This window comes from Staphylococcus sp. NAM3COL9 (genome assembly GCF_001431205.1).
Lineage (GTDB): Bacteria > Bacillota > Bacilli > Staphylococcales > Staphylococcaceae > Staphylococcus.
This window is the reverse complement of record NZ_LGPC01000011.1, coordinates 1-23,178: the sequence shown is the minus strand read 5'-3', so window position 1 is coordinate 23,178 and position 23,178 is coordinate 1. Positions and strand designations below refer to the sequence as shown.

The window sequence follows — 23,178 nt, the reverse complement described above, 5'->3', positions numbered from 1 at the left end:
TCCTTTTTCATCTTGTCACCCCTTTATCAAGTGAACGCGTCTAACATTGACTCTTTGTGTTCTTTCTTCTTAGCCTCTCCGTTCAATTCATCGAATACAAAATAAAAAGGCATATCCAAAACATTGTTAATGTTCTGACCGCCTTCTTTCACCATGTCTTGTATCGTTGCTTTAAGATTGTTTTTATAATCTCCCCAACTGTTGACAGTGGTTTGTTTTATTTCTTTATCAGTCACTTCATCATCGACACCCCGACCGCTTGCAACGAATGTCACCTGTTCATATAGGTTTGTTATCGCTTTGTATAGTGGTAGTCCATCGATTAGCTGTGACTTGGTAAACTGTTCATCATAAATTCTCACAACAAGGTCAAGCAACTGGTGTAAATCTTTTAAATTAGGGCTATTGTTTGAAGATGAAAGGAAATCTACACATTCATATACGAGGGATAACTTTAAAGAAGGGCGCGTGTTGAATGTGTCCCACTTCAAAGGTTCACCCGATGAATCAAATTGCGTAACAAATTCTATACTGTTACTTTTCATCGTCAATCACTCGCCTTATTATTTTTTAGGAAGTTCACCAGTAGAGATAAACTCGATATTTTCTCTAATAACTCTAACCGCATCTGGAGCATGTAATCCGTCCATTAATTGGTCAGGTGTGAATTGGTTGTTGTAAAGGTCGCAAATAACTTGCATCATTTCGTCCATTGCTTCCATTTCTGATTTATCTTCTAATTTTTCTAACTGTTTTGTAGCTTTCATTAATTTACTGAAAGGAACAAAAGTTGGTGATTTAAATTCTTGTGTTACTAATTCCCCGTTGTCTTTAACTTCTTGGATTAATTCAATACTCATTTGTTTAGTTTTAGTTGTCATAGATAATTACCTCTTTTGTTTTATTTTTTGTTATAAGAAAAGAGATATCCACATTTTGGATACCTCGTTCATGATTACTTTGCCCCTATTCTGCAACAATTGATGCTGAATCAATATCAGCATTAACCACTACGTTTTGGGGAACCTTAGGGTGTAACTGGTTTAGCGTCAGGATGTGCTACACCAAATACTTTTTGATAGATAGCGTCGCGCATCTTAGTTTCGCCTTTTTCGTCACGTCCAAGAATCATTGCTTGCTTACCTTCAACACCTTTGATGTCTGTAGGCATGAATTCACCAGTAGAAGCATCTTGTGAGAACTCAACGCCGTCTTCTTTAGTTTGTCCAGAAACTTCAGGGAATGTGAATAATCCTTTTGGTAAACCAACATATTCAACTGCGCCTGATTCCATAGTTTTTTCAAAGATAACTGAAACGTATGGTGGTGTATTATCTCCAACATAAACAAGTCCATCGTCTGTTTTAGTTAAACCGAATAAAGCGACACGATCTTCTAATGGTAAATGATGGAATGTAGACTCAAGTTCAATCGTTCCGTTTGATACTGCCATTTCTGCTACAGAGTTATCACCGTAAGCTTTTTCGATTGATTGTTCTTTAGACACTGATACTTCTTGTAAATATTCAATACGTTCTACTTTCTGTGCTTCTTCACCATGTACTTGGTAGTGAAAACCTGTTAATCCTGTAAATGAGTTATATTTTTTAGCCATTATAAATACCCCTTGTTAATATATTTTTTGCCTCTGTATTGTTTAGAGGTTTGATACAATTTGAAATCTGGGTAGTATTCAGGTTTGAATGAATTGAATTCTCCAAAACCGAATTGCTCCCACATGATTTTTGAAACACATAAAATAAGCTCCCTACTGAGTAAGGAGCCATTGACTTGATTATTTTGTTGTTTAACGAACACATCTATTTGTAGTAAATACTCGTAAGTTAAAGGATTGTCATCTGCAAAATCTGACATCACCGGACTAAACACTTCATCAATAACAATTACGTTTTGAGAAATGTCGTTAGCGTTAGGGTGAATAAGAAATTCAATATCACCATTTCGGAAATGTTTAGAAATGACAGGGTCATCTAATAGAGCATTGTGAATCTCGATGAACAAATCTGTCATCTCTTATTCATCTCCCTTTTGATGATGTCAAAATACTGGTCATTGTAATAACGTAATACAGTGTTAACTGTTCCAGCTCCCCTAGGTTTGTAGAAAGAACCATTTTTAAGATAATGCCCTTGTTCATTAATGTAAGCTAAAGATTTATGATCTCCTCGCCAATAAATATTACCAATCATTTCAGAACCAACTTTATTGGGATTCCTTAAATCAGTACCGACAGCAAGTTCACCAGTATCTTTAACACGATTTAAATTAGTTGCGATTTTGTTCCTTATAAAGTTCCCACCAGCTTGTATAGCTTTCTTTTCTGCCTTGTTCATACTTGGTCGACTGTATAGTCTGCGAATATCATCTTCGATTGCTTCAAGACCTTCTATTTTTACGCCCATATTTTAGAACCTACTATTTTAATAGTATTTTCATCTTTAGGAGCAACGTTTTTAATGTTAAATTCAGTGTCTTGATACATACCTGTCTGTATGATAAAGGTTTGGTTAACTTTAGGAACGAACTCTGGAAAAGTATTACGAACAACTAACGTCACATTGACGCTGGAGTTTTCTAAACTACTTAGTTCAATATCTTTACTTGATGGTTCGTAAATTTCTCCCCATGATTTAAAAACTACTTCTTTTCCACCCATACCAGGATAAGGACTATCAGTACCACTAGAGTAAAACGTTACAAAGTCTTGCATTGCATCAACTCTCATACGGATAACCCCCCCTTAATTTCTGTATGGTACCAAGCACACCATCTGGACACGTTTTATAATCAATGTCCGAATATGCGTATCGGCTTTGGAAGTAATGAGATGTGAGTAAGAAAACCCCACGTTCAAAAATCTTATTATCGATAAAATATTCTTCATTTCGTGTTAAATCATCAGGATAAACAGAGTCTTTAATTTCTGACTCTGCCCATTCCTTATACATTTCAATTAGTGAATCTTCCATTGAATGTGTGATGTGCATATGAAGCTTAAGGGTTTCCAAATCCATAATGAATCACCCTTTCTTATTCTGCCGATACATCCGCTGAATCTTCATTAGCGTTAACTTCAACGTTTTCAGGTTCTGTAGGTGCACTTTCTTTAGTAGTGAAAGCAGGAACATCAACTTTTGCTGATTCTCCTGATTCGTTACTAAACGCCACTTTATAAGTACCTGCTGGATATTCAGTTCCAACTTCTAAACCTTCAACTGTTACTGACGCTGTACCATCCACTGAACGTTCTGCTTGTCCTACAACGGTTTGTCCTTGATAAACTTTTAATACATCTGCCATCGTATTGCCTCCTAATTAACTGTTATTCTTGCTGATTTGATATTTGCCTTAACATTAATGTTATTAGGCTTCGCTGGGAGTATCTTCTTTCGGAAACTCACCCGTAACAAAGAAACCAGCTTTTTCGTTAGCTGATACAACATCGAAACGTTGTGAAATCGCTAATAATTGACCATAAATTTCGTTATCAATCCAACGAACGGCAGCTTGCGCACGATCTGCAAAGAATATAGCTTCTTTTAAATCACCGACAAACGCTTTAGCTTCTCCAGCAAGTCCAAGTGCAGTATCAGAAACAACGTAAACTGGACGACCAAAAACAGTCTTACCGGATGGAGAAGTGACATCTTGTTGTAAAATATATTGACCATTTTTATCTTTTAATAAATCTAATTCGTTATAAAAAGTAGATGAAACAACTAAACTAATATTATAAGCTGGGTCGAAATCTACGTTTAAAATAGTTTTAAGCGAATCAGTACCTGTTACAGTCTTAGGCGAATATTTTTTCATAACGTTAGCGATTGCTTGGTTAGTTGTGTTCAAACCAATACGAGCGTTATTTTGTGCTACTAAATTTGCTAACTCAGGCGTACTGTCTTGTAATGATTCTTCTGAAATCGCAATTTGGCCACGATATGTTTGAACTTTATAGTCAACATCTAAGAATTTAGGCGCTGCAAGTTCAGGGTTTTTCGCAAGTTCTTCCACAGTGTGCATAACTTCTGTAGCTGATTCTAAAATTGGGTATGAACCTTGGGCAGTTGGTACTTTCACAATATTTACAAATTGTTTTAAGTCGATAACTGTTTCAGGTAAAGTAACTGGTTGTGTTGAAATATCTTTAGGGATAATAATATCCATATTTACAGATGTAACATCTTCACGTACTTCACCTTTAGAACGTAAATATTGCATAAAGCCTCTTACTTCTTTACTTTCAGTTTCTTGATTAACTGACGGTTTAATCACATTGTTCATATCTCTCGTTTCTCCTTCGTGTGTTTGTGAGTTGAATTCCGGCTCGCCTTTAGCATCCGGCTCTTTTGGTTCTTCTTTATCTTTCTTTTCAAGATCGAGTTCTTCCTCGATTTTTGAAATACGTTCGTCTAATTTCTTAATTTCTTCTAACGCATCCTTAACCTCTTCCGGTTTTTCATCCGCAATAGCTTTTTCAGCAGCGTCTACTTGTTCCGCTCGTAATGAACGTAACTCTTTGATATCTTCAGCCATTTATATTGCCTCCCACTTGATTTTTCGCATAAAAAATAGACCTACTTTAATTTGAGTAGATCTAATTGTGCTTTTAATAATTCAGTTCGATTTCTTTGCTCTGTTTCACGTTTACGAATTTCTTCTTGCTCTTGTTCCTTGACCACTTCAATACTTCTTAAAGCTGGTGCAACATCCGTGTCTTGATATGCGGGGAAAGTCACCACTGACACGTCAAAAAGACTTTTTATCTTATTTAATGTTCGTTTGAACAGGCCATCATCTCTCTTTTCGATTGTGTCCCCGTCTTCATCAAGAATGAAACCAAAACTACATTGATTGATGTTTCCAAGTCTAATGTTCTCGTATAAATCACGACTATATGATGTATCAGGTAACTGACATCGGAAATATAACCCTTCATCATCTATATTTAAACTTAATGTTTCAGAAGCCGTACGTCCTAACACCTTACTAGAATCATGGTCAATCAAGCATCTTACATCAGTTAAATCTGTGTCTTTCAAAGCTTGTGGGCTTATAGTCTCAACAAACCCACCTAAATCATTAGATAAAGTGTTGAATCGTAAGGCATAACCCTCCACAATCATCTTTTCATTATCAACTGCTTTAATCGTTTCTGTAGAACGTAATTCTAAGTTATTCAATATTCTCACTACCCTTCAAAGTGGGCTGACCCTCTGTATCCGGATTGGGCGCTTGGTTATTTGTTGATGTTTTTCTCAACTGATAATCATCAGCAATATCTGCACTGATATGGTTAAGGTCAAAGCGTGGTACAGCACCCACGCCGTTATCAAACGGCTCTCTGCCGATGTCCGAACGGTACTCATCTGGTGTTATAGCACCTTTTTCAAGTTGAGTATTAAGCGTTTCAACAAATTTATCCCAATCAATCTTACGGTAAGAACTAGAATCAAATTTAAACTCTTTAACGTATTGATCTTTATCACCTACAAGTTTAAAATCCAACTCTGCTTCCCAAGTTTTCATATAGCCACCTAAACAGTTGGTTAAATAATCATTGTTCACATCTTTTAATGACGTATTCGAAAGTTCCATACCGAATTTAGATAAAGGTATTTGAAAAGCTTTTGCAATAGCCTTTGTAGGGGTTTGGTTCTTGCTGATAACGTCTAACAACGAGCTGTCAATTTCTAATTGCTTGTATTCCAGTGTTGAATCGAGCACAAGCACCTTACCAGTGTTGTTTTCTCCTGCGTTAGCCTTTGTAAACTCGTCCCTTAACTTGTTTCTAGCTTTTTGGTTCAATTTACCGTCTTTGACTTTCAACAACCCTGAATTCTGACCACCATTTGCAAAGAATTTAGTAAAGAAACTCTTTGTAAATCTTTGTGTGTTCATATCCTCTTCAATAGCATCCAATACCTTCAACGCATTGATACCATCTAAGGTGAACGGTTTAACATCAATCATATCTTTATAATCTACATCCATGGTTCCTTTGTTATTATTCACTTCATAGTAGAATTTACCTTTAGCGTTCTCTTTCAAAGTAACTTGGCTTGTAGAAATGTGATATAACTCTGCAACTTGCGACCCTTTACGTTCAATTTTGATATATCCATGTCCCGTTAGTAATGCGTTCATCATAACGATATACTTCAACATGTAACCGTTCATAAAGGGGTTCGGTGTTTTGTTAAGTAAGAACTCCAACCTGTCCTTATCCTTATAAACACCATTTTCCTTAATCTTGATATCAAGTTTTGCAATATCTCGACTAAGTAGTGTTACAGCAGTCCATAAATCGCTATTTCTAAGTGCTTTGTACGCATCGTAACCCATTAAGTTTAATGGTATTGAGTGCGATGGGAAGGCGCTGAATATAGCTTCACCAGACTGTGTAGACACGTTTGTATTTCGTGTTTCATAAAAGATTCCCATTAGTTTTATACACCCCCTTTACAGATAAGTCGTTTATTCTGGTGGTTGTTGGGATTTCTCACCAACAAGTATCAGTGCAATGAGTACAAGGGTTATTCCTGAAACAATAAACCCTGTAACGTTTCCCCACTGTATATAACAAGCAACGTTAATGAGTGTTAAACCAATTAAAAAAAGCAACGGTATCAAGTTATTGATAATCGCTGCTCCTATGAGTTTAAATTTGTTTAAAGTGTTCAATTGTTTACCTCCTAAAATCCGAAATCATCGGACATGATATAATCTTGTAAATCTGATTCAAATTCATAATTAATAGCTTGACTGTATCCTGTAACAAGACTCACAAGCGCATCAATTTTCTGTCTGTTGATTTTCTTATCTAATATCATCATGTTATTGTTATCTGTTTTAGTTATTGCGTTTCCAATTGCTAGATTCAAGTTAGGATTGTTATTATGAACAACCCGTTTCTCAAAAACATCTAGTCTAAACTGTTTCAGTACTGGACCAAGTGATTTATAATCTTGTTTGACTTCTATCAAAGGATGTCCAGTTTCTTTTTCCATCTTGGTCACAAAATAGCTCGATTCCCACGGATCATAACAAATAGCTTTAACGTTTAACTCGTTATCGTCAATAAAATCAATTAACCAGTTTACAACTTGTTCAGGGTCAATGATTCCTGACTCAGCATGTGTCAAACTAGCTTTATCAGTACGGACTAACTTCTCGTAATCTATTTTATCCCTCTTAGACTTCTCTTGTATCGAGTTCTTGAAGCCTACAAACACATGTGCATCAACAAAATACTTCTTATCCTCTAATGGATAGATGAATGTCAAGGCAGTTAAATCTTCACTTCGTGATAGGTCGACGCCTATGTAAACATCTTTACCTTTGATATCCAATTCGTCCTCCATGTAACCTACTTGCCAATCGTGCATCTGAATATACGTATCTTTACTTGATTGTCTCCACAAGTTCATGTTCTTAACCAAGATACTGTTCAAATCGCTCTTATCAATACCTTCTTGTACATCATCATTTATATTCTCTCGCAATACTTCTGCAATACTATTAACTTCCAGTAAAGGATTTGATTTTATCCATGTTGATGGGTCGTGTATCTCGTCCTCACTGTCTTGTTCAGCACAATATACAAAATAGTTATCATTCTTAACTTCTCTGTTCAGTAAACGTGTTACATATTGATATTCTTCATACATAGGTACGTTCAAATCTTCACCAGCTGTTGAAATAATGATAAGCAAAGGAGATTTCAATAACACTTGTCCTCTACTAATCGATTGCAACATATCGTTAGATTTAGCAATATGATACTCGTCAATAATACCTAACGAATACTGTTCACCCTCTTGACTACCCGCATCCGAAGATGTAGCTCGAATCTCAGAACCATCAATAAGATTATTTATGATTTTCCTACTGTCTGTAATCTTTGTATTCTTCTTAGTGTACTGTGACCTAGAATTAACCGCTTCAAGTTGTGACTTAACCATCTTATAAGCAATAGATGCTTGGTCTCTGTTGTTTGCAGTCAATCCAATAAGTCGTTCAGCTCTTGGTTCATCACCGTACAACAAATCGTACAATGCTAGACCAGCTATTGTTAAAGTCTTACCATTCTTACGAGCCATTGAGACATAAGCTTTAGTATATCGTCGATTATCTTCCGAATCTCGCCAACCCATTAAGGAACCGACAATAAATGTTTGATATCCTGCCAGTGTCAATAACTTTCTACTTTTTGGATCAGGTAACTCACCAAAGAAATCAATAACGTTATTAGCTCTCTCATAATTGAAATGATAATTCAATGAAGGGCTATTCAAATCGTCTAAATGCCTTTGACAACTCTGTATATTCTTTCGACTAGCTAAAATTTCACCACTGACTACTGCTTTAGCATATTCTGTTGTATAATCTCTTTCGTAATCTATCATTTTGCAAATCTAGCCATTGGGTCGGCATCTTCCTTCTTGGTTTCAGTGGGTGTGAAGATTTTAAGACGTGAGTCAATGGTTAGCCCAAGCTTTGGTGCAATAGAATTGATGATGTTGAACGAATCCACCTTAACTCGATGCCACGGATTGACTTTAGAACCTCTTTCAGTGAAAGTTACCATTTCACCACTAGCAAGTTCTACAGTTGCCCGTTGATAATCTGAATAAGCTTGACAATACGCTGAAACGAGCGCCAAGTCTAAACTAGCTATCGGTAATTCTTGTAACAGAGGGATAATCCTGTTATATTCGATTTTAGCAGTGCCATCTAACCAATCAGGAGGCTTATTTTCCAAAGGCTCTAAATCTCTGATGGATTTTTCCGCTTCTTTCTTACTTTCTTGTTGTTCTACGGTAAGGTTTCCCTTATTCTCTGACAGCAATTTCAAGTTTCTTCCCATGGTTTAACCTCCTTTTCATTAGATTTAATTCAAATAGTACGCAATTTTACTTTTATTACTAGAATCCGACTCGCGGAAGGGTATCGGGTCGGGATTGTGAATGTCAGAAACATTTGGGGTCAATGGTGACGCCCCTTCATAAAATTGATAATTATTTTTATAAAATCATTATATAAATTCAAAAAATTAAATACTCAAAATATATCCCGGCACATTTCAAAGGCGAACATTAAACACCGGTGTCAATATAAATTCGTCTTTAATTATATTTTTATTTTTTCTCTTTCAATCTTCTTTCTTTCTCTCGAATAGTCTTAACGTTATGGCAAGCATGACACAGTGGTTCAAGATTACTCTTATCCAACCTCTTATCCCAATCGTCTTTTATCTCAACAATATGGTCGACCACATCAGCTTTGGTGTACAACCCTTTGCATAAGCAGTTGCAGCATAACCAATCATGTGCAAGCATCACACTATGTCTTGTATCCTTCCATGATTTACAGTTATAGAATCGAATGAATGTTTGATCTCTTTCATATCTAAATGAATCATAATTCTTTTTATATTCATTCTTTAATTCTTTATGTTCATCACAATAACTTTCATTGAATGAAATTAATTTATTACAATTAATCTTATTACATTTCTTTAATGGAATTGTTCTCACATCTTTCAACAAACATAATCATTTGATTAATCAATCAATTGAATAATCTTTCATCATGTTTACAATTACTTTGTTATCAAAGATAGAACAAACATAGAATAATATTAGCGAAATAATAATACATAATGTTCTATCAATGATTATACAAAGTCTTATGACCTCACACATTGTTATAGCTTTCTATGTGTTGCCTTACCTATCTCCTAAACGAGTCAAGACCTGTTGTGCTATCAACGTGTAAGGCATTGGGTCACAGGTATCAAGGTTGTAACCATAAGGCTCAAAGCCCTGACCTATAACCGTACACCTATTCACCGACCACCTAACAAGGCATGTGTCTAATGTGTCCTATTCAAAGGCACCTATATAATGTGTCCTTATATCGTGGCGTATGAATACGTACATATAAAAAGACACACCCAATCACAAGGTGTGCCTCATATAATATAGTCATTATTAGTGCGGTAGTTGTTTAACCTCGTTACCACATCGAGCATAATATAGTATTGCTTATTTATAGTGTGAGTTTTACCTCATGGGTCAATTATATAAAATAAATTAAGTATTTCATAATAGTGCGCAAACTCTGCAATCTCTGCATTTTCTGCATATTTACTGCTGTACTTCCATGTATACTTTAACTATCTGTTTGATTCGGTTATATATGTTTCGTTCACTTATATCTAATAACCTTTCAATCGTACTAACTTTTTCACCTCTCTTTAATAACTGGAGCAAATGATAGTTCTTAGAATTACTTATTTTATGTTCATGCTCATCCACAAATGAGGTTTCGGTTGCTAGTTTCTTAATCTGCTTGTTATTCTTATCGTTCCTCATAACCCTAACTAAAACTTTATCACCCGTACCACCCTGTGCTTTTGGCATTGCTGATTCGATGCCATATTGAGCAGTAGATGTACTGTCATATTCATACACTTGGTCTTCAATTAAATTAGTTCTCCAATAATACCCTGTAATTAATTCTCTTACTTCTGATTCACTGTACATCTAATACCTCCAGTTATTTAATTCGTTTATTCCATGCATCTTTGATTTGTCTTATTTCTTCATCCGTTAATTCTCTATGCGGTATTTGTTTCTCAAATAGCACATGTGTTAAGTAAGCTACCTCATATTCCAACGCATCTATTTTCGTATCTTTAACTGCATTGTATATAAGTGAAACAGCTGCGATGGCACCGAGTATAATGCTTATGATTAACCAGAACATCATTCACTCACCTCATAATCCATCGGGTACTGATCCACTGCGTCGTTTGCTTGTACACGTGTAATAGTTTGATATGTTACTTTTTTACTTAATTCATATAGCACTATGATTAATAGTGTTTTAAGTATTCTCACCTGTCACTCTCCATCCTCTTAATAGCCTCTTCTTTACTCTCTGCATCCACCACAATAAAAGTTTCATTCTCTCTAGCCTTAGTTACGTGCGTGAATGGATAACCTGTTGAGTCAGTTACTTTTGTAATTAGGTATTGCATGGTGTCACTCCTTATTAAGTAGTTCTTTAACTTTATCTAGTATGTCTTTGTCCTTACAAGTCTGATTCTTTGATGAATGTTCCATTGATAGTCTTTCCTTTTCTTCCTTTGATTTCATCATACGCTTACTGTAAACACTCCTCGCTTGTCATACCATGTTTGTTGCGCCAATATAATTAATGTGACGACTGTATCGCCTATACCATCTTTTAGATCGTCCATCTTGTTACGTGATAATGCTGCTCCAACTTCTCCAGCTTCCTCATAAAATTTCAATGCTTGTCTATCTGGATTACCTCTGTGTAAGTTTTTATCTATACTCCATTGTTCTACTGCTTTAATTAGTTCGTTCATTTACTCGTCCTCCAAGTCATTAATTTTAAATTTCACTTCATTTTTTGTATTTCTGTCTCTATTTTTTTTCAACATGTTGTACTGTGTAGCATATTATTATAAGTCAACCTCTATAAATTGGTGATTGACACATTACTATTGCTTTACTACACTGTTCAAATCAACTTTTTTAGAGAAAGGTGTATCTGACAATGGAAAAAGAACCTAGTAATTTTTTACTTACGATTATTACTATAATCATGTTTTTAGTTTACTTATCGCCAATTTTATCGGCTGTTTTCTTTAGTTAATCTTCTATAGGTTTCAAAATTTCTTCTATTCATTTATCCCCTTTAATCTCCAACTCATCCAATTTACGTCTAAAGGCTTTATACGTGCTGCTTTCCGGTTTGCATCCAATGTGTTGTGAGATTTCGGAGAGGAAGTTGTCTTTATTCTTATTTTCTTCACATAATTCAATGTTTCTATCTGTTATCATGTTGTGTCTTCTTTTAAATCTTTCGTTATCATCTATCAAATATTTGTTGACATCTTCCAACCTCTCAATCTTCTTTCGTTGCCAGTCGATAACGTCTATAAGGCGGTTACGTTCTGCAAGCATCTTGTCGTATTGTTTGGATAATGCTTCATAACATTTAACTGTGTTTAGCATTCCTTAACCCCTCCATTAACTTACGATTACTTTTAATATGTTCACGTGGCACTGCTACTATTATGTGCCGCTCTTTTATAGCTATTAAGAATCCGGAAACTCTATATTTTTTTAACATCCTTGCCACTTCCACAGTGTTCATACCACGTGTGTTTAATTTATATTTAACTTTCATAGTATCGGATAGGATCATATCGCTAACTCTTTCTCTATTTCTGCAATACTTACTTTTTCAGCAACCATTCTATGACTATCTGGATATTTCAAAGCATGGTCTCTACTTTGTTTGCATGATAGATAAGTTATCGTATCTTCTTTCACGCCTAACATGTCTGCACATTCCTTACGTGTACCATGACAAACAACTTCATCACCTTTATATATCACGTATTCGAATTTAGCTAGTCGCCCCATCGTATCTACTTCCTATCGCTATATCATAAGTATCATCAATAACTTTCGTGTACTCTCCCATTTCAACAACTGCTTGCGGTTCACCATCGTTGTATATCAATTCTTTAATCAATCCATATTCTGATAAGGTTTTACCTGGTTTAATAAACCAAACTGTATAGCCGATGTCTAAATCTCTAATTTTCATCTACTTAACCACCTTTACGAATATGTCATTCTCTGATAAATGTTCGAACCACTTACTACTACGCTTAGCGTCCTCTATCATCTGCAGGCGTTCCTGTTCCTTACGTTGCCTAGCTTCTTCTCGCTCTGCCTTACGTTCAGAACGCTCTCTATCTTCTCTATTCAATCGCTCTACGCCTTGGCTTTGGTCAGACTTTCTAATGTAGTCTTTTAACTGTCGTCTACCTTTCTTAGCATGACGCTTAATTGATTTGTAATTGATACCTAGTTGTCTTGCTTCTTTGTAATCTTCCACATCAACGAATACATCTTCATTACCATCTACCATCACGAAGCATAGGTTACCTTTGTCATCTTTTGTTCTACTTAAATTGATGTTCATTAGTCGTCCTCCTTAAATAAAGAAATGATGTTGTAATACAAGCCAATAACTTCGCCCACTAATCTAATAGCCATACCTGTTAAAATAATTTTTTCGTATAATTTCATTCTCTCGTCCCCCTAGAATCCTCTATCTATAATTGTTGGTTCTTCAAATCTAATCACTTTAGCGTCAGTGTATTCATCTTCCTTAGTCGGCATTTCATTGTAGACACGTTCCTCTATATCACAATCTTCATCATTAGCATTAGCCGGAAAAGCAAATGACTTTTCGTATGTCACGTTGTATCTAATCTTGATCATTTCTTCATTCATCGGAATCACCTTCTATATCTAAATGCATGATTATCTTTGGTTCCTCTGCATACTTCTTGAAACTTGTAATCTCTACTATTTGATTATCGTCATTCCATAAATGACCATTAGCAGAATCTAATACTGTTTTGATTAAGTTGTCTATATCTGGTTTAGTACGTTTATACTGTCCAACCATCGCTACATGTTTCTTCTTACTCCATGACTTCAGCAAGGGGAAATGAAACTCTATTGTTAGCTTGATTGGTTTATCTATCATCAACATTGGCATTTGCCACTGTAAGTCTTTTTTATGGTCTGTATACTTCTTAGGCATGTAAGTCTGTACACACTTGCCAGCGTTCCTAAATCGTGGTCTAGGTGATGACATAGGCGCATCAACTTTCAATTCAATTGTTTCCATGTCTTCACTCCTGTATGAAATCAAATATGCTTGTTTGATCTACTATAGTTAAATTGAAATGTTTTTTATTTTTTCTAATCTATTATCTGTAACGATGAATTCATCTAATCCGTATCGTTTATATAATCCGAATAACCTATTTCTTTTATTATTAAGTGGTATAACAGAACCAACCACTTTACCTGTACTATCTTTCAAATCATATTCAGTGCTTAATCCCAATTACCTTACCTCCACAATAGCCACTCGTCTTTGGCGTTCATTCAACTTTTGGATAAATAGGTTGTACAATGTGTTATCGTCTCCTTGCGACGCTTCTATAAGTTTCTGAGCATATATATCGGAACACTCAAGTTTTTGTTTAATAATATTCTTAGTTATCAAAATTTGATACCTCTCATTCGATAATCAGCACCGTTCATTTTGATTAATGTTGTGTTAGACATCATTCGGCTAAATATACGTTGTGCGTCTTTATTCTTGCTTAGTTCCTGTGCATTTAAATTAGTAGTGTATATGTTATGTTTGCCAACTCTTGATTCAATTAGTTCAAACATCTTACCTGTAGCAAATTCATTCATGTTAATTCCGAAATCATCGAACGCCATTAAATCTACTTCGCTAATAATTCTGTTTAAGTCTTGTTCGGTTAGATTAGTATTTTTGTTATAAGTTCCTTTGATAGTTGATATTAATTGTGGAATGTTCATGTAAAGGACTGAATATCCTTTTTCTCTAATACCTTTTACAACTGACATAGATAGGTGTGACTTACCTGTACCAAATGAACCTTGCAACAATAACGACTGTTTGTTATCAAGTGTGAAGTTCTCTACATATCTTTCACATAATGCTTTAGCTCTTGTTAATTCTTCATTAGTAGCTTTATAGTTATCAAAGGTACATTGTGATAGATCATCATTGACAATTGATTTCTTGAATATACTATTCGCTTTAGCTGATTTGTTACGCTTATCAAACTCTGCTTTCTGTTGTTTAGCTAGAGCAATCATTTCGCAGTCACAACCATCTTTAACTATTTGGCCATTATCAAATTCATAGTAATCATAAGTACGTCCACACTTTTCACATTTCAAGTCATTCTCTTGTTTAACTATATTGTTTTTAAATCCTACTTTACTTGCGATATTCTCAAAGGGATTCATTTACTCACGCCCTAAAATAGATTTGCATAAGGGTTATCATCTGATTCCTTATTGCTTACTTGTTGGTTAAGGTAGCCTTCAAACTTATTGCCGAATAGTGTTTCTGGCCTTAAGAACTTCTCCATGTCTGTTCCTTTCCATTCAGCTACTTTGTTATCAATCACCTTCTTGAAATCATCTTCAGTAAATCCTTCATTACATCTAGCCTTAATAACAGTTTGTGTTTTGTTAGTTGTAGGTTTGTAATGCTTACCAGTTTTATTATTTAGATATTCAATTACTGATTGATATGGATGCATAGTCGATTTGCTCGACAATGTATTTCTCTTTTCTAGTTCTAATTCTTCTTCTAGTTCTAGTTCTATATCTGTTGCGTGACCGTCACGTGACTTCACGTGACTATCGGGTAATGTCTTTTGTTTTTCTCTTTGTTTTTGTTTACGCAACCTATTTTGTTCTCTTATTTTATCTAGACCTTCAATATTTTGGTGTTTCTCCCAGTTAGATATTTTGATTACGCCTTGAACAATTTCTGTCATACCTAGCGTTTCAAATGTTTGTAATGCTAATCTGATTGAATTAAGTGGTCTGTTAAATTCATTTGCTAACATTTCTTCGTTGTAAGGTAAGTTTTCCGATAGCATGATGTAACCTTGTTCGTTATACTTACCAGCTAAAGTTAGCAACTTAACCCAAATAGTTATGATCGTATCTCTTTCGGGTAATGCCTCGATATATTTGATTTTGCTATCATCAAACATACCGACTTTCAACTTGATCCATGATACTTCACCCATTTAAATCACTCCTTAAAACGGTAATTCTGATTCAATATCTTTTGAACCGTTAGCAAAGGGATTATCCTGTTTGCCTTGATTACCAGATGATTTAGTATCTAAAAATTCAATTCTGTTAGCATTGAAAACTACACGTTCGCGATTGTTGCCTTCTTTATCAGTAAAAGTATTTTGTCTAGCTGAACCTTCAACTAGTATTTTCGAACCTTTTCCGCAGTATTCAGTTAATAAGTCTGCCGTTCTATTCCACGCTTCAATATGAAAGAAGCTTGTATCGTCACGTTTAAAGGGATTATCCACCGCTAACGAGAAGTGAGTAACTTTGTTTTGTCCTACTTCTTTAATTTCTAAATCTTTCGTAATACGTCCTGTATATATGATTGAGTTTGTCATTATTTATCATCCTTTTTGTTGTAATATTTGATTCCGTTATCTAATCTGACAAGTGCTTCTTCAGCATCCTGTGTTGAAATTTTGTCTGGTATGTTCATCTTCTTTTTTAGTTGTGATTCGCTTATCTTCATCAGTGGTGCAAGTTGTTTTACTTTGTCGTTCACTTGTTTTATTTCATCTTCAGATGCAGATACAAATGGCTGTTCTGGCATATCCTCACCGTTATAGATGTAGAGACCTAAACCGTGTAGTGCTGCAGCTTTAACAAAACAACGCTTATGTGCTTTATTGATATCAAATGTAGTTGCTTGCCCTTTGGCTAGTGACTTGTTTTTAAAATCTAATACTGGCAACCACTCTGATTCAGTTACACCCTTTACTGTTATAGATACTTGGACAAAATAACCTTCTGGTGTCGTTAAATATGGTACAAATATTTGTTCGTTCGAAATATCTGAGTGTGGAAATTCGTGTATCTTAATTTGATAATCAGGGTCTATTTTCTTCAACTGTTCATGTGCATGTGTCCACGCTAAATAATTAAAGTTGTTCTTTTTCTCTACATGATCACTTACATTTATTGCGTTTAACTGGTGGAATAATGTTTGTTCAGTCATTGTCTACCTCCCGTAATTCTTCAATACTGAATGTATTGTAAAAAGTGGTTGTTACTGTTGTTTCTTTATCTATTAGGTGGTCCTGCCAATCGACATTTATCTCTTCAAGACCAGTCAAACGTCGAGCATTTCTCCTTTGGATGTTATAAGTAGCATCTTCTGGATGATTTGGCTTATTCGTTATATAGCGCTGTTTACCTTCTTTTTCTTTAATAAGGTAAGCGACAGTTTCATTCTTATGTCCTTTCGCCATTTGACGAAACACCTCTATTCCGTGTATATTTAAGTTGTGTATTTTACTAATCATTCCTGACTGTTACTTGCTGGTACAAGTTTCAGTCTTTTTTTCTATCTTTAAATAGTTAATCCAACTGTCCCAAGCCATGTAGCTTAAGCAAACGGCTACCCAGTAGATTAGAAACAAGTGGATAAAGTCTTTAGTGAATATCAAAGCTATGAAGAATACTACTACTGCTGTTGATAATGCTAGTAAACCTCTCATTGTTTAACACCTCTTATAAATTTGTTTCTTTAATAAAAATCTTTTGTTCTATAAAATCAATAGCTGGTCTTACTTTGATGTAACGTTTGTTTCCTTTTCCAAATCGATACATACATGCTTCTTGAAACTCTTTATTCGGGAAAACTTTCTCCTCTAGATCATCTTTCGAAACCCCACTTACTTTTACGAATTCTTTTGCGTCTGCAAATCCGATATATTCCATTTAAATCTGCTCCTTTCTGGTATAATTTATTTATCTGTGTGCAAAGGGGGTGTTTAATGTGCAAAATTCTGCTATTAATGCTGCGATAAAAGCTCGTAAAGATTTAATGGAACAGATAGAATATATAAGCTCTATTCCTAATGAAACTATTCGTTCAATAGCTCAGACTGCATCACTTACAACAAATCTAAATTCTTCGATAAAATCATCTTTGTTGAAAGCTGGTCATGTAAATGTCATTAATTTGAACACTAATGAATTAATTGCTTTAACCAGAAATTCATCATCTAATTTAGGTATTTCTCAGATAACGAATTCTTTGAATTTTCAAAGGAATTTATTTTCTGAAGAAGCAATAAAATCTTTCAAGGAAATTTATAGGTTTAATGATGATATAGTGTCTCAAGCGCAACAAACCATTAGAGACCTTTATGTCAATCCAACTGCTGTTTCTACTTTGATTGAAGCCATCAATTCGACCTATCAAATAAATGAAAATAATACTTATAATAGATACGATGAATTTATCTGTGCTTTCAAAAATGATTATCCACATCCTTTCAAAACAGTAATAAAGTGGTCGAGCAGTACTATTGCAAGTGCTGATATAGGAAACTTTGCAATAAACTATATAAACAATAATGATTTATATGTTCAAAATTCATTGATATTTGCCATAGTGTGCTTAATTAGTTTTCTATCGACTTATTATCCTTACTCTAAAAAGTAAATGATTAGCATAGTTCAACTTTAGAACCATCTTTTTCATCAATAATTGTTCTAATGCCGTGACTACTAGTTTTTAAATGATATGAATCTAAATCTCTAATATGAAGTTTAGTTTTCCCAACACCCTTAATCTCTTCCGCCAAGTTGACAATTAGGAGTGTTATTTTTAATGCTTGTTTTAAGTTCATTCCGTTTCCTCCTATTGTTCGATTATTGGTAATACATCATTTTCTTTTAATAAGTTGTAAATGAATAATCGCCCCTTTTGCGTCCACTTAGTATTCATTCGCACCGATGTACTTCCATCTTTATGTTCAATTTCAGTAGTAGATGAATGTGTATAACCTTTGTCATGCAAGTTTGAGTAAAGTAACCACTGACCAGATTGTTTGTACTGTACTTTTAAATCGTGAAGTAATTTGTTTAGTCCTTGTGCAGACATTCCATAATCTTTTGCGATTTGACCCACTGTTACCAAACTTTTGTTTTGTAAAATTGAATCAAGATATGATGCTTTAGGTTCGTATTCGGCGATTTTCTGTTTACTCATGTTGTTTTCAAGTTGTAGATTTTCATTTTCTTCAACTTTTACTAGTAATTCAGTTAAAGCTTCTTTATACGATCTCGGCAATTTATTCTGAATTTGTTGTTCCATTCCATTGAATTTATTGATGTAAGCCATTTTGAAATTGTTATGACCTTGGATGTTGAACATGTATAAAGTGAAACCATCTTTAGTTAGAAGGTATTCTTTATAACTTCTTCTTTGTCCGTCCACTTTGTAATTGCTTAGTATAATTAGAGAACCGACATTTTGGTTTTCTGAAATAATATCTTCTAAACTTTCTATTACATGACCATGTCTCTTACCTAATTCTTCTGCTACAGTTCTACTCGAAACTACTGGTCCTAATTCTGTATTGCTTTCGATTTTGATTGTTTGTAAATCTTGCATTTGTCCCTCACTTTTTATCTCTATTTGAGATATTGTCATTTATAAAAAAGAGCCTCAATCGTCACGCTAAACGTTTTGGCTAATATCTCCATCTCATAATCATTAAATGGATACTCACCTGATTCTTTCTTTTCATATTGTCTCCGTTGTAAACCAATTAAGTTTGCAACATACTCTGTCGTAAAATCCTCACCTCTTCTAGCTTTTCTCAATTTTCCTTTCGGTCTCAAATACTTTTCTTTTAGTAGTTTCTTTTTCTCTACTGCTGTCATCGAATAACACCTCTCTTTTGAAGCTAAATATAATTTATCACATATTGAGATACTAAACAAGCGAAAAATATAACATTTTGTGATAAAAATTATTGTTTCATTATTATAGATGTGTTATATTTATCTCAAGGAGTGATACTTAATGAGTAGAAATATACTAGGTCAAAAGATTAAATCTATAAGAAAACAGAAAAAAATGACGCAAAAACAACTTAGTGAATTAACAGGTTATAGTCAAAATAGTATTTCAAATCACGAAAATGGAAATAGAAAAATCGATGAGTTAGATATTCAAATTTATTGCGATGCTTTAGGTGTCACACCCAGTGAATTATTTGATACAGAAAACAAAACGTTAGAAACTTTACCAGTGAAGAAAATCCCGGTTGTCTCTCAAATATCTGCCGGACTTCCTATATATAGTGAAGAAAATTTAATTGATTACATATACTTTTCTAAAGAAAAATTGAGCGATGATAAGGAAGAATTTGGTTTAAAAGTGTCTGGTGATAGTATGAATAAGATTTTTGATGAAGGAGATGTAGTTGTTATAGAAAAAGATTCTATTGTCGAAAATGGTCAACTGGGTGTGGTTATGATAAACGGATATAATGGAACAGTTAAAAGAATCCGATATAACAATGATCAAATCATTCTAATACCAGAATCTAATAATTCTAACCACTACCCTCAAGTTTATAACAAAAACGATGAAGTGAAAATTGTAGGTAGAGTCATAGCGAGTGTAAAAACATTTTAATGCTAGCGTCCTTAGTGGTGCTTTTATATAAATCTTATTATTAAGGAGCGAAAACTATGATGATAAATGATGAAGAATTTGGTTATGTACACATTAATACTGGTGGTAAAAAACTTTCAGATGAAGAGGTAGAAGAAGCAAAAGAATTTTTAAGAAGTAAAAAAATTGAAAGAATAATAAAAAAATCAGATGAGAGTCACCGTAGAGTTATGGAGTCTAAAATTACTGATAGAACAAAGATGTAATGTAGTTTGAGCCGCTACAAGTGTTCAAATATAAAAGTGTAGAATAAAAGAAATGTGTGGGAAATCAATTAGTAAGGAGAGATTCCATGAAAATATTAAGAAAAATATATGAAGATGAAAAGCCAAAATATCACGTAAAAACTGATTTAGGCTTAATTATAAAAGTAACTGTTTCTGACGAAATGACTGAATATGAAATTAACGAACTTATTAATATAGTAGCTCAAAATATGGATAATAAACTGAAGAATAATATAGAATAGCTTTTATAAATATGGTGCGCTTATGTAAATAATCACCATTAAAATATCTGATTAGAAAGTAAATAAATGAAGGCAGGAATTTTATTAATAAGATTGATGTTAGGTTTGACTTTTGTTGTACATGGAAGTCAAAAAGTATTCGGAGGATTTGTAGAACTAATGCAGATGATGCAAGGTTTAGGACTACCTACATTCTTTGGTGTACTTTTAGGTCTTTTTGAATTTATTGGTGGTATATTAATGATTCTAGGTGTTTTATCTAATTATATTGCTGTAGGATTTATTGCCATTATGTTAGGTGCGCTATTTACAGTACATTTATCACAAGGATATATAGCATCAGAATTTGTAATTACACTATTAATAATGAATATAGCGATTATATTGTCATATAGTTGGAAAAAATTAATCCAATTTTATTAAACATATGGGCAGTCTATACTGCCCTATATATTTTTATAGGTTGTTTTTAATAATATATAAACACAAACATTAAGGAGAATATATGATGAGAAGAAATGAAATGAAATATTTGAAAGAACATTTTTCAGGGTCAGATGAATTTATTGAAGTATCTATGCAAAATGGAAAAGAAACTGTATTAATTACTGAAGATAAGGCATGTAAAATCGTTAATTTATTCATAAAAAAAGATAAAACAAAACAAAAATACATTGAAACGCACGAAATCATTGATGAATTTATATTAATTCCTAATGAGAAAATTGTAAAAGATGATTTTGCCTTATCTAGCAAATATAATTCGAACGGAAAAATTATTGATATTGCTAGCAAAGAAAGCAAAAATAAATTCGAGGAAATTTTAGAAAAACATGGAAATATTATTGAAAATACAAACAGAAATTTCTTTAATAAAATTATTGGGTTTAGAACTAAAAATATTGAAAGATAGTTGAAGAAGACGATTAAGAAAAATTAAAAGTCGGGTTAGATATGGCTGACGATGGTGTGACCTATGCATAAACATTATTAAATAAACCATAAGGGCATTTAACTATGCCCTATATATTTTTATTTTTGAGGAGGAAATACAATGAAAGTAATTAACTATAAAGTTAAATTTCGAAATATTGAATATAAAGTAAGAACGGACAAAGGTTACGTTTTCACTTATACCTTACCTAAAAATACAATTGCATTACAAGCTAGAAGAAAGCTTAAAAAAATCGCTGCAGATATTGATAACCAAAAAGACAAATAAAGCACCTCCGTAGAGATGCTTTAAAAGGAGTCTTTAACATAGTTGAACTATATTCGAAGCTGTTATTGAATACCCCATCACATATAAAATAAACATTGACATTTAACTATGCCCTATATATTTTTATCTTTTTTAGGAGGAATGAATAAAATGGCAACATTTACAGTAATAAAACGAAAAAATAAATCGTCAACTTCATGGCAATATGATGTAAAAGATACTAGTTTCAAGTCTGGTAAAAAGCGTAAGTCTGGATTTAAGACTAAGGCAGAGGCTACTTATGCCGCACAACAACTAATTAGAGTTTTAGAAGATGGGTATAATATAGAAGATAATAAAAGGTTCGAAGAATATTATAGAGATTGGTTGATAGCGAACGGAAAAAATAAACTTGGCGAGAAACAGCAATATTGGTATGATCATGCTCTTAATTTATTTTTAACTCACTTTGGCGAAGATATATTAATTAAAAATATTACAAGGAATGAGTATCAAAAATTCATTTCTAATTATTCAAATGGCAGAACATCAGAAACAGTTAGAAAAGTACATTTATATATTTCTAGTTGTATTAAAGATGCTATATATGATGGCTATTTAAAGAAGGACCCGACTTATAAAGTGAATTATAAAGGTACTAAATTACCTAAAAAAGAAAGTGTGAAATTTCTTACAATATTAGAGTACGAGCAGTTAAGAAAATACTTCAAACGAAAAGATGATAAAAGCACGCTTGTGTTATATATCCTTTTAATAACTGGTGCAAGGTTTTCAGAAGTGAATAGAATGACTTATAAAGACTTATATTATAAACCTGGTTTAATTCATTTGCCTGGTACTAAAACAGAAAACGCAGATAGAGAAATTGAAATATCAGATACTGATTTAAGTTACATTAAAAAAGCGATATCGAAACACCCACAGAAAATTAACGGTGAATTATTTGGCTTATCTCAAGCTGCTATATCTAAAGTGTTTAAAAAAGCAAAAACCGAATTTAATATTAAAGATGAAATAACACCTTATTCATTAAGACATACACATGCTAGTTATCTTATTAGTAAAGGCATATCAATTGAATATATTAGCAAAAGATTAGGACACGCAAGCATAGCCATTACACTAGATGTTTATACACATTTACTTGATGAACATAAAAAAGAGCAAGGTCAACGTGTCAGAGAATTATTCTCTTGACACATATTTGACACTCACTCTCTTGAAACGTTGTCATATCAACGGGTTATAGTGTCCTGGGAGGGAT

At 33.6% G+C, this 23,178-nt stretch carries 44 protein-coding genes and 2 pseudogenes; 8 read left to right on the top strand and 38 right to left on the bottom strand.

Annotated features, from left to right (window positions below):
* Positions 1-26 precede the first annotated feature (26 nt).
* The 35 genes and pseudogenes from gpGT to ACA31_RS03000 all read right to left on the bottom strand — a co-directional run bounded on the left by gpGT (position 27) and on the right by ACA31_RS03000 (position 17,468).
* The gene (gpGT, locus tag ACA31_RS13625; protein WP_394802728.1) at positions 27-155 is read right to left on the bottom strand and encodes a phage tail assembly chaperone GT; all 129 of its coding nucleotides are present in this window, start codon (positions 153-155) and stop codon (positions 27-29) included.
* Between the two features lie 81 nt (positions 156-236).
* Positions 237-545, bottom strand: a pseudogene (gene gpG / locus ACA31_RS13620) (phage tail assembly chaperone G); the annotation flags it as partial.
* Between the two features lie 18 nt (positions 546-563).
* Positions 564-881 (bottom strand): phage tail assembly chaperone G, encoded by a 318-nt coding sequence (gpG, locus tag ACA31_RS03150; protein ID WP_057511925.1) that lies wholly within the window; start codon positions 879-881, stop codon positions 564-566.
* Positions 882-1,027: 146 nt separating this feature from the next.
* A complete protein-coding gene (locus ACA31_RS03145; RefSeq protein WP_156393416.1) occupies positions 1,028-1,618 on the bottom strand; it encodes a major tail protein in 591 nt (196 codons plus the stop codon).
* On the bottom strand, positions 1,615-2,031 hold the full coding sequence (locus tag ACA31_RS03140) for a hypothetical protein (protein ID WP_057511923.1): 417 nt from the start codon (positions 2,029-2,031) through the stop codon (positions 1,615-1,617). The genes ACA31_RS03145 and ACA31_RS03140 overlap by 4 nt, the downstream gene beginning before the upstream one ends.
* Complete coding sequence (locus ACA31_RS03135; protein WP_057511922.1) at positions 2,028-2,423, bottom strand: hypothetical protein; 396 nt, start codon at positions 2,421-2,423, stop codon at positions 2,028-2,030. The genes ACA31_RS03140 and ACA31_RS03135 overlap by 4 nt, the downstream gene beginning before the upstream one ends.
* On the bottom strand, positions 2,414-2,746 hold the full coding sequence (locus ACA31_RS03130; protein ID WP_057511921.1) for a hypothetical protein: 333 nt from the start codon (positions 2,744-2,746) through the stop codon (positions 2,414-2,416). Before ACA31_RS03130 ends, ACA31_RS03135 begins: the two co-directional genes overlap by 10 nt.
* Positions 2,736-3,035: a head-tail connector protein gene (locus tag ACA31_RS03125; protein WP_057511920.1), complete on the bottom strand. Its 300-nt coding sequence runs from the start codon at positions 3,033-3,035 to the stop codon at positions 2,736-2,738. The genes ACA31_RS03130 and ACA31_RS03125 overlap by 11 nt, the downstream gene beginning before the upstream one ends.
* Before the next feature lie 16 nt (positions 3,036-3,051).
* Positions 3,052-3,321, bottom strand: a complete 270-nt coding sequence (locus ACA31_RS03120) for a hypothetical protein (protein ID WP_057511919.1) — start codon at positions 3,319-3,321, stop codon at positions 3,052-3,054.
* Between the two features lie 63 nt (positions 3,322-3,384).
* Positions 3,385-4,554: a phage major capsid protein gene (locus tag ACA31_RS03115; RefSeq protein WP_057511918.1), complete on the bottom strand. Its 1,170-nt coding sequence runs from the start codon at positions 4,552-4,554 to the stop codon at positions 3,385-3,387.
* 41 nt (positions 4,555-4,595) lie between these two features.
* On the bottom strand, positions 4,596-5,204 hold the full coding sequence (locus tag ACA31_RS03110) for an HK97 family phage prohead protease (protein WP_431197632.1): 609 nt from the start codon (positions 5,202-5,204) through the stop codon (positions 4,596-4,598).
* Positions 5,194-6,363, bottom strand: a complete 1,170-nt coding sequence (locus ACA31_RS03105; RefSeq protein ID WP_253721366.1) for a phage portal protein — start codon at positions 6,361-6,363, stop codon at positions 5,194-5,196. The genes ACA31_RS03110 and ACA31_RS03105 overlap by 11 nt, the downstream gene beginning before the upstream one ends.
* Positions 6,364-6,495: 132 nt before the next feature.
* A complete protein-coding gene (locus ACA31_RS03100; protein ID WP_057511915.1) occupies positions 6,496-6,702 on the bottom strand; it encodes a hypothetical protein in 207 nt (68 codons plus the stop codon).
* A gap of 11 nt (positions 6,703-6,713) precedes the next feature.
* Positions 6,714-8,426, bottom strand: a complete 1,713-nt coding sequence (locus tag ACA31_RS03095; RefSeq protein WP_057511914.1) for a terminase large subunit — start codon at positions 8,424-8,426, stop codon at positions 6,714-6,716.
* Positions 8,423-8,887: a phage terminase small subunit P27 family gene (locus tag ACA31_RS03090; RefSeq protein WP_057511913.1), complete on the bottom strand. Its 465-nt coding sequence runs from the start codon at positions 8,885-8,887 to the stop codon at positions 8,423-8,425. The genes ACA31_RS03095 and ACA31_RS03090 overlap by 4 nt, the downstream gene beginning before the upstream one ends.
* A gap of 271 nt (positions 8,888-9,158) precedes the next feature.
* Positions 9,159-9,557 (bottom strand): HNH endonuclease, encoded by a 399-nt coding sequence (locus tag ACA31_RS03085; protein WP_253721365.1) that lies wholly within the window; start codon positions 9,555-9,557, stop codon positions 9,159-9,161.
* Positions 9,558-10,169: 612 nt separating this feature from the next.
* Positions 10,170-10,568 (bottom strand): hypothetical protein, encoded by a 399-nt coding sequence (locus ACA31_RS03080; RefSeq protein WP_057511911.1) that lies wholly within the window; start codon positions 10,566-10,568, stop codon positions 10,170-10,172.
* A 13-nt stretch (positions 10,569-10,581) separates the two neighbouring features.
* Positions 10,582-10,791 (bottom strand): hypothetical protein, encoded by a 210-nt coding sequence (locus ACA31_RS03075; protein WP_172793150.1) that lies wholly within the window; start codon positions 10,789-10,791, stop codon positions 10,582-10,584.
* Positions 10,791-10,925 (bottom strand): transcriptional activator RinB, encoded by a 135-nt coding sequence (rinB, locus tag ACA31_RS13240; protein WP_156393414.1) that lies wholly within the window; start codon positions 10,923-10,925, stop codon positions 10,791-10,793. Before rinB ends, ACA31_RS03075 begins: the two co-directional genes overlap by 1 nt.
* The gene (locus tag ACA31_RS13065; RefSeq protein ID WP_082587044.1) at positions 10,922-11,065 is read right to left on the bottom strand and encodes a DUF1381 domain-containing protein; all 144 of its coding nucleotides are present in this window, start codon (positions 11,063-11,065) and stop codon (positions 10,922-10,924) included. The genes rinB and ACA31_RS13065 overlap by 4 nt, the downstream gene beginning before the upstream one ends.
* A 53-nt stretch (positions 11,066-11,118) precedes the next feature.
* Positions 11,119-11,419, bottom strand: a pseudogene (locus tag ACA31_RS03070) (MazG-like family protein).
* Positions 11,420-11,738: 319 nt separating this feature from the next.
* Positions 11,739-12,071: a hypothetical protein gene (locus tag ACA31_RS03065; protein ID WP_057511909.1), complete on the bottom strand. Its 333-nt coding sequence runs from the start codon at positions 12,069-12,071 to the stop codon at positions 11,739-11,741.
* Between the two features lie 189 nt (positions 12,072-12,260).
* A complete protein-coding gene (locus tag ACA31_RS03055) occupies positions 12,261-12,485 on the bottom strand; it encodes a hypothetical protein (RefSeq protein WP_057511907.1) in 225 nt (74 codons plus the stop codon).
* Positions 12,469-12,672, bottom strand: coding sequence for a hypothetical protein (locus ACA31_RS03050; protein WP_057511906.1), 204 nt, complete (start codon positions 12,670-12,672; stop codon positions 12,469-12,471). The genes ACA31_RS03055 and ACA31_RS03050 overlap by 17 nt, the downstream gene beginning before the upstream one ends.
* Positions 12,673-13,053, bottom strand: a complete 381-nt coding sequence (locus ACA31_RS03045; protein WP_057511905.1) for a hypothetical protein — start codon at positions 13,051-13,053, stop codon at positions 12,673-12,675.
* Between the two features lie 119 nt (positions 13,054-13,172).
* A complete protein-coding gene (locus tag ACA31_RS03040) occupies positions 13,173-13,367 on the bottom strand; it encodes a hypothetical protein (protein ID WP_057511904.1) in 195 nt (64 codons plus the stop codon).
* Positions 13,360-13,770 carry a RusA family crossover junction endodeoxyribonuclease gene (locus tag ACA31_RS03035; protein ID WP_057511903.1) on the bottom strand — a complete coding sequence of 137 codons (411 nt, stop codon included), beginning with the start codon at positions 13,768-13,770 and terminating at the stop codon, positions 13,360-13,362. Before ACA31_RS03035 ends, ACA31_RS03040 begins: the two co-directional genes overlap by 8 nt.
* Before the next feature lie 48 nt (positions 13,771-13,818).
* A complete protein-coding gene (locus ACA31_RS13235; protein WP_156393410.1) occupies positions 13,819-13,992 on the bottom strand; it encodes a hypothetical protein in 174 nt (57 codons plus the stop codon).
* On the bottom strand, positions 13,993-14,154 hold the full coding sequence (locus ACA31_RS13445) for a hypothetical protein (protein ID WP_253721355.1): 162 nt from the start codon (positions 14,152-14,154) through the stop codon (positions 13,993-13,995).
* Entirely contained in the window at positions 14,151-14,936 is a 786-nt protein-coding gene (locus tag ACA31_RS03030; protein ID WP_057511902.1) for an ATP-binding protein, read from the bottom strand. The genes ACA31_RS13445 and ACA31_RS03030 overlap by 4 nt, the downstream gene beginning before the upstream one ends.
* Positions 14,937-14,947: 11 nt before the next feature.
* Entirely contained in the window at positions 14,948-15,733 is a 786-nt protein-coding gene (locus ACA31_RS03025; RefSeq protein ID WP_057511901.1) for a phage replisome organizer N-terminal domain-containing protein, read from the bottom strand.
* 12 nt (positions 15,734-15,745) lie between these two features.
* A complete protein-coding gene (locus tag ACA31_RS03020) occupies positions 15,746-16,126 on the bottom strand; it encodes a single-stranded DNA-binding protein (RefSeq protein ID WP_057511900.1) in 381 nt (126 codons plus the stop codon).
* Positions 16,126-16,743 carry a Sak single strand annealing protein gene (locus ACA31_RS03015; protein ID WP_057511899.1) on the bottom strand — a complete coding sequence of 206 codons (618 nt, stop codon included), beginning with the start codon at positions 16,741-16,743 and terminating at the stop codon, positions 16,126-16,128. Before ACA31_RS03015 ends, ACA31_RS03020 begins: the two co-directional genes overlap by 1 nt.
* Positions 16,736-16,996, bottom strand: a complete 261-nt coding sequence (locus ACA31_RS03010) for a DUF2483 family protein (protein WP_057511898.1) — start codon at positions 16,994-16,996, stop codon at positions 16,736-16,738. Before ACA31_RS03010 ends, ACA31_RS03015 begins: the two co-directional genes overlap by 8 nt.
* A gap of 262 nt (positions 16,997-17,258) precedes the next feature.
* The gene (locus ACA31_RS03000; protein WP_057511896.1) at positions 17,259-17,468 is read right to left on the bottom strand and encodes a hypothetical protein; all 210 of its coding nucleotides are present in this window, start codon (positions 17,466-17,468) and stop codon (positions 17,259-17,261) included.
* Positions 17,469-17,526: 58 nt separating this feature from the next.
* On the opposite strand from ACA31_RS03000, the gene ACA31_RS13230 reads away from it, so the two are divergent.
* Entirely contained in the window at positions 17,527-18,198 is a 672-nt protein-coding gene (locus tag ACA31_RS13230; protein WP_057511895.1) for a hypothetical protein, read from the top strand.
* A gap of 4 nt (positions 18,199-18,202) precedes the next feature.
* Here ACA31_RS13230 and ACA31_RS02990 read toward each other — a convergent pair whose 3' ends face one another.
* From ACA31_RS02990 to ACA31_RS02980, 3 genes are read right to left on the bottom strand one after another with little or no spacing between them, the layout of a single operon-like run.
* Positions 18,203-18,385, bottom strand: coding sequence for a hypothetical protein (locus ACA31_RS02990; RefSeq protein WP_057511894.1), 183 nt, complete (start codon positions 18,383-18,385; stop codon positions 18,203-18,205).
* Between the two features lie 11 nt (positions 18,386-18,396).
* The gene (locus ACA31_RS02985) at positions 18,397-19,152 is read right to left on the bottom strand and encodes a phage antirepressor KilAC domain-containing protein (protein ID WP_057512536.1); all 756 of its coding nucleotides are present in this window, start codon (positions 19,150-19,152) and stop codon (positions 18,397-18,399) included.
* 35 nt (positions 19,153-19,187) lie between these two features.
* Entirely contained in the window at positions 19,188-19,424 is a 237-nt protein-coding gene (locus tag ACA31_RS02980; RefSeq protein WP_057511893.1) for a helix-turn-helix transcriptional regulator, read from the bottom strand.
* 142 nt (positions 19,425-19,566) lie between these two features.
* Here ACA31_RS02980 and ACA31_RS02975 point away from each other — a divergent pair, with 142 nt between their 5' ends.
* The 7 genes from ACA31_RS02975 (at position 19,567) to ACA31_RS02955 (ending at position 23,111) form a co-directional block, all read left to right on the top strand.
* On the top strand, positions 19,567-20,184 hold the full coding sequence (locus tag ACA31_RS02975) for a LexA family protein (protein ID WP_057511892.1): 618 nt from the start codon (positions 19,567-19,569) through the stop codon (positions 20,182-20,184).
* A 59-nt stretch (positions 20,185-20,243) separates the two neighbouring features.
* Positions 20,244-20,429: a hypothetical protein gene (locus ACA31_RS02970; RefSeq protein ID WP_057512535.1), complete on the top strand. Its 186-nt coding sequence runs from the start codon at positions 20,244-20,246 to the stop codon at positions 20,427-20,429.
* An 86-nt stretch (positions 20,430-20,515) separates the two neighbouring features.
* A complete protein-coding gene (locus tag ACA31_RS13340) occupies positions 20,516-20,692 on the top strand; it encodes a hypothetical protein (protein WP_172793149.1) in 177 nt (58 codons plus the stop codon).
* A 66-nt stretch (positions 20,693-20,758) separates the two neighbouring features.
* Entirely contained in the window at positions 20,759-21,115 is a 357-nt protein-coding gene (locus ACA31_RS02965) for a DoxX family protein (protein WP_057511891.1), read from the top strand.
* A gap of 85 nt (positions 21,116-21,200) precedes the next feature.
* Positions 21,201-21,605, top strand: a complete 405-nt coding sequence (locus tag ACA31_RS02960) for a hypothetical protein (RefSeq protein ID WP_057511890.1) — start codon at positions 21,201-21,203, stop codon at positions 21,603-21,605.
* A gap of 141 nt (positions 21,606-21,746) precedes the next feature.
* Positions 21,747-21,914 (top strand): hypothetical protein, encoded by a 168-nt coding sequence (locus ACA31_RS13225; protein ID WP_156393406.1) that lies wholly within the window; start codon positions 21,747-21,749, stop codon positions 21,912-21,914.
* Positions 21,915-22,064: 150 nt separating this feature from the next.
* Positions 22,065-23,111 carry a tyrosine-type recombinase/integrase gene (locus ACA31_RS02955; RefSeq protein ID WP_057511889.1) on the top strand — a complete coding sequence of 349 codons (1,047 nt, stop codon included), beginning with the start codon at positions 22,065-22,067 and terminating at the stop codon, positions 23,109-23,111.
* Positions 23,112-23,178: the final 67 nt, after the last annotated feature.

What these genes read in the sequence shown, in the direction of transcription:
- gpGT (WP_394802728.1), bottom strand. Translation starts at nt 155, where the DNA reads ATGGTGAAAGAAGGCGGTCAGAACATTAACAATGTTTTGGATATGCCT.
- gpG (WP_057511925.1), bottom strand. Translation starts at nt 881, where the DNA reads ATGACAACTAAAACTAAACAAATGAGTATTGAATTAATCCAAGAAGTT.
- ACA31_RS03140 (WP_057511923.1), bottom strand. Translation starts at nt 2,031, where the DNA reads ATGACAGATTTGTTCATCGAGATTCACAATGCTCTATTAGATGACCCT.
- ACA31_RS03135 (WP_057511922.1), bottom strand. Translation starts at nt 2,423, where the DNA reads ATGGGCGTAAAAATAGAAGGTCTTGAAGCAATCGAAGATGATATTCGC.
- ACA31_RS03130 (WP_057511921.1), bottom strand. Translation starts at nt 2,746, where the DNA reads ATGAGAGTTGATGCAATGCAAGACTTTGTAACGTTTTACTCTAGTGGT.
- ACA31_RS03125 (WP_057511920.1), bottom strand. Translation starts at nt 3,035, where the DNA reads ATGGATTTGGAAACCCTTAAGCTTCATATGCACATCACACATTCAATG.
- ACA31_RS03120 (WP_057511919.1), bottom strand. Translation starts at nt 3,321, where the DNA reads ATGGCAGATGTATTAAAAGTTTATCAAGGACAAACCGTTGTAGGACAA.
- ACA31_RS03115 (WP_057511918.1), bottom strand. Translation starts at nt 4,554, where the DNA reads ATGGCTGAAGATATCAAAGAGTTACGTTCATTACGAGCGGAACAAGTA.
- ACA31_RS03105 (WP_253721366.1), bottom strand. Translation starts at nt 6,363, where the DNA reads ATGGGTTACGATGCGTACAAAGCACTTAGAAATAGCGATTTATGGACT.
- ACA31_RS03095 (WP_057511914.1), bottom strand. Translation starts at nt 8,426, where the DNA reads ATGATAGATTACGAAAGAGATTATACAACAGAATATGCTAAAGCAGTA.
- ACA31_RS03090 (WP_057511913.1), bottom strand. Translation starts at nt 8,887, where the DNA reads ATGGGAAGAAACTTGAAATTGCTGTCAGAGAATAAGGGAAACCTTACC.
- ACA31_RS03080 (WP_057511911.1), bottom strand. Translation starts at nt 10,568, where the DNA reads ATGTACAGTGAATCAGAAGTAAGAGAATTAATTACAGGGTATTATTGG.
- ACA31_RS03075 (WP_172793150.1), bottom strand. Translation starts at nt 10,791, where the DNA reads ATGTTCTGGTTAATCATAAGCATTATACTCGGTGCCATCGCAGCTGTT.
- ACA31_RS13065 (WP_082587044.1), bottom strand. Translation starts at nt 11,065, where the DNA reads ATGCAATACCTAATTACAAAAGTAACTGACTCAACAGGTTATCCATTC.
- ACA31_RS03065 (WP_057511909.1), bottom strand. Translation starts at nt 12,071, where the DNA reads ATGCTAAACACAGTTAAATGTTATGAAGCATTATCCAAACAATACGAC.
- ACA31_RS03055 (WP_057511907.1), bottom strand. Translation starts at nt 12,485, where the DNA reads ATGGGGCGACTAGCTAAATTCGAATACGTGATATATAAAGGTGATGAA.
- ACA31_RS03050 (WP_057511906.1), bottom strand. Translation starts at nt 12,672, where the DNA reads ATGAAAATTAGAGATTTAGACATCGGCTATACAGTTTGGTTTATTAAA.
- ACA31_RS03045 (WP_057511905.1), bottom strand. Translation starts at nt 13,053, where the DNA reads ATGAACATCAATTTAAGTAGAACAAAAGATGACAAAGGTAACCTATGC.
- ACA31_RS03040 (WP_057511904.1), bottom strand. Translation starts at nt 13,367, where the DNA reads ATGAATGAAGAAATGATCAAGATTAGATACAACGTGACATACGAAAAG.
- ACA31_RS03035 (WP_057511903.1), bottom strand. Translation starts at nt 13,770, where the DNA reads ATGGAAACAATTGAATTGAAAGTTGATGCGCCTATGTCATCACCTAGA.
- ACA31_RS03030 (WP_057511902.1), bottom strand. Translation starts at nt 14,936, where the DNA reads ATGAATCCCTTTGAGAATATCGCAAGTAAAGTAGGATTTAAAAACAAT.
- ACA31_RS03025 (WP_057511901.1), bottom strand. Translation starts at nt 15,733, where the DNA reads ATGGGTGAAGTATCATGGATCAAGTTGAAAGTCGGTATGTTTGATGAT.
- ACA31_RS03020 (WP_057511900.1), bottom strand. Translation starts at nt 16,126, where the DNA reads ATGACAAACTCAATCATATATACAGGACGTATTACGAAAGATTTAGAA.
- ACA31_RS03015 (WP_057511899.1), bottom strand. Translation starts at nt 16,743, where the DNA reads ATGACTGAACAAACATTATTCCACCAGTTAAACGCAATAAATGTAAGT.
- ACA31_RS03010 (WP_057511898.1), bottom strand. Translation starts at nt 16,996, where the DNA reads ATGGCGAAAGGACATAAGAATGAAACTGTCGCTTACCTTATTAAAGAA.
- ACA31_RS03000 (WP_057511896.1), bottom strand. Translation starts at nt 17,468, where the DNA reads ATGGAATATATCGGATTTGCAGACGCAAAAGAATTCGTAAAAGTAAGT.
- ACA31_RS02990 (WP_057511894.1), bottom strand. Translation starts at nt 18,385, where the DNA reads ATGAACTTAAAACAAGCATTAAAAATAACACTCCTAATTGTCAACTTG.
- ACA31_RS02985 (WP_057512536.1), bottom strand. Translation starts at nt 19,152, where the DNA reads ATGCAAGATTTACAAACAATCAAAATCGAAAGCAATACAGAATTAGGA.
- ACA31_RS02980 (WP_057511893.1), bottom strand. Translation starts at nt 19,424, where the DNA reads ATGACAGCAGTAGAGAAAAAGAAACTACTAAAAGAAAAGTATTTGAGA.
- ACA31_RS02975 (WP_057511892.1), top strand. Translation starts at nt 19,567, where the DNA reads ATGAGTAGAAATATACTAGGTCAAAAGATTAAATCTATAAGAAAACAG.
- ACA31_RS02970 (WP_057512535.1), top strand. Translation starts at nt 20,244, where the DNA reads ATGATAAATGATGAAGAATTTGGTTATGTACACATTAATACTGGTGGT.
- ACA31_RS13340 (WP_172793149.1), top strand. Translation starts at nt 20,516, where the DNA reads ATGAAAATATTAAGAAAAATATATGAAGATGAAAAGCCAAAATATCAC.
- ACA31_RS02965 (WP_057511891.1), top strand. Translation starts at nt 20,759, where the DNA reads ATGAAGGCAGGAATTTTATTAATAAGATTGATGTTAGGTTTGACTTTT.
- ACA31_RS02960 (WP_057511890.1), top strand. Translation starts at nt 21,201, where the DNA reads ATGAGAAGAAATGAAATGAAATATTTGAAAGAACATTTTTCAGGGTCA.
- ACA31_RS13225 (WP_156393406.1), top strand. Translation starts at nt 21,747, where the DNA reads ATGAAAGTAATTAACTATAAAGTTAAATTTCGAAATATTGAATATAAA.
- ACA31_RS02955 (WP_057511889.1), top strand. Translation starts at nt 22,065, where the DNA reads ATGGCAACATTTACAGTAATAAAACGAAAAAATAAATCGTCAACTTCA.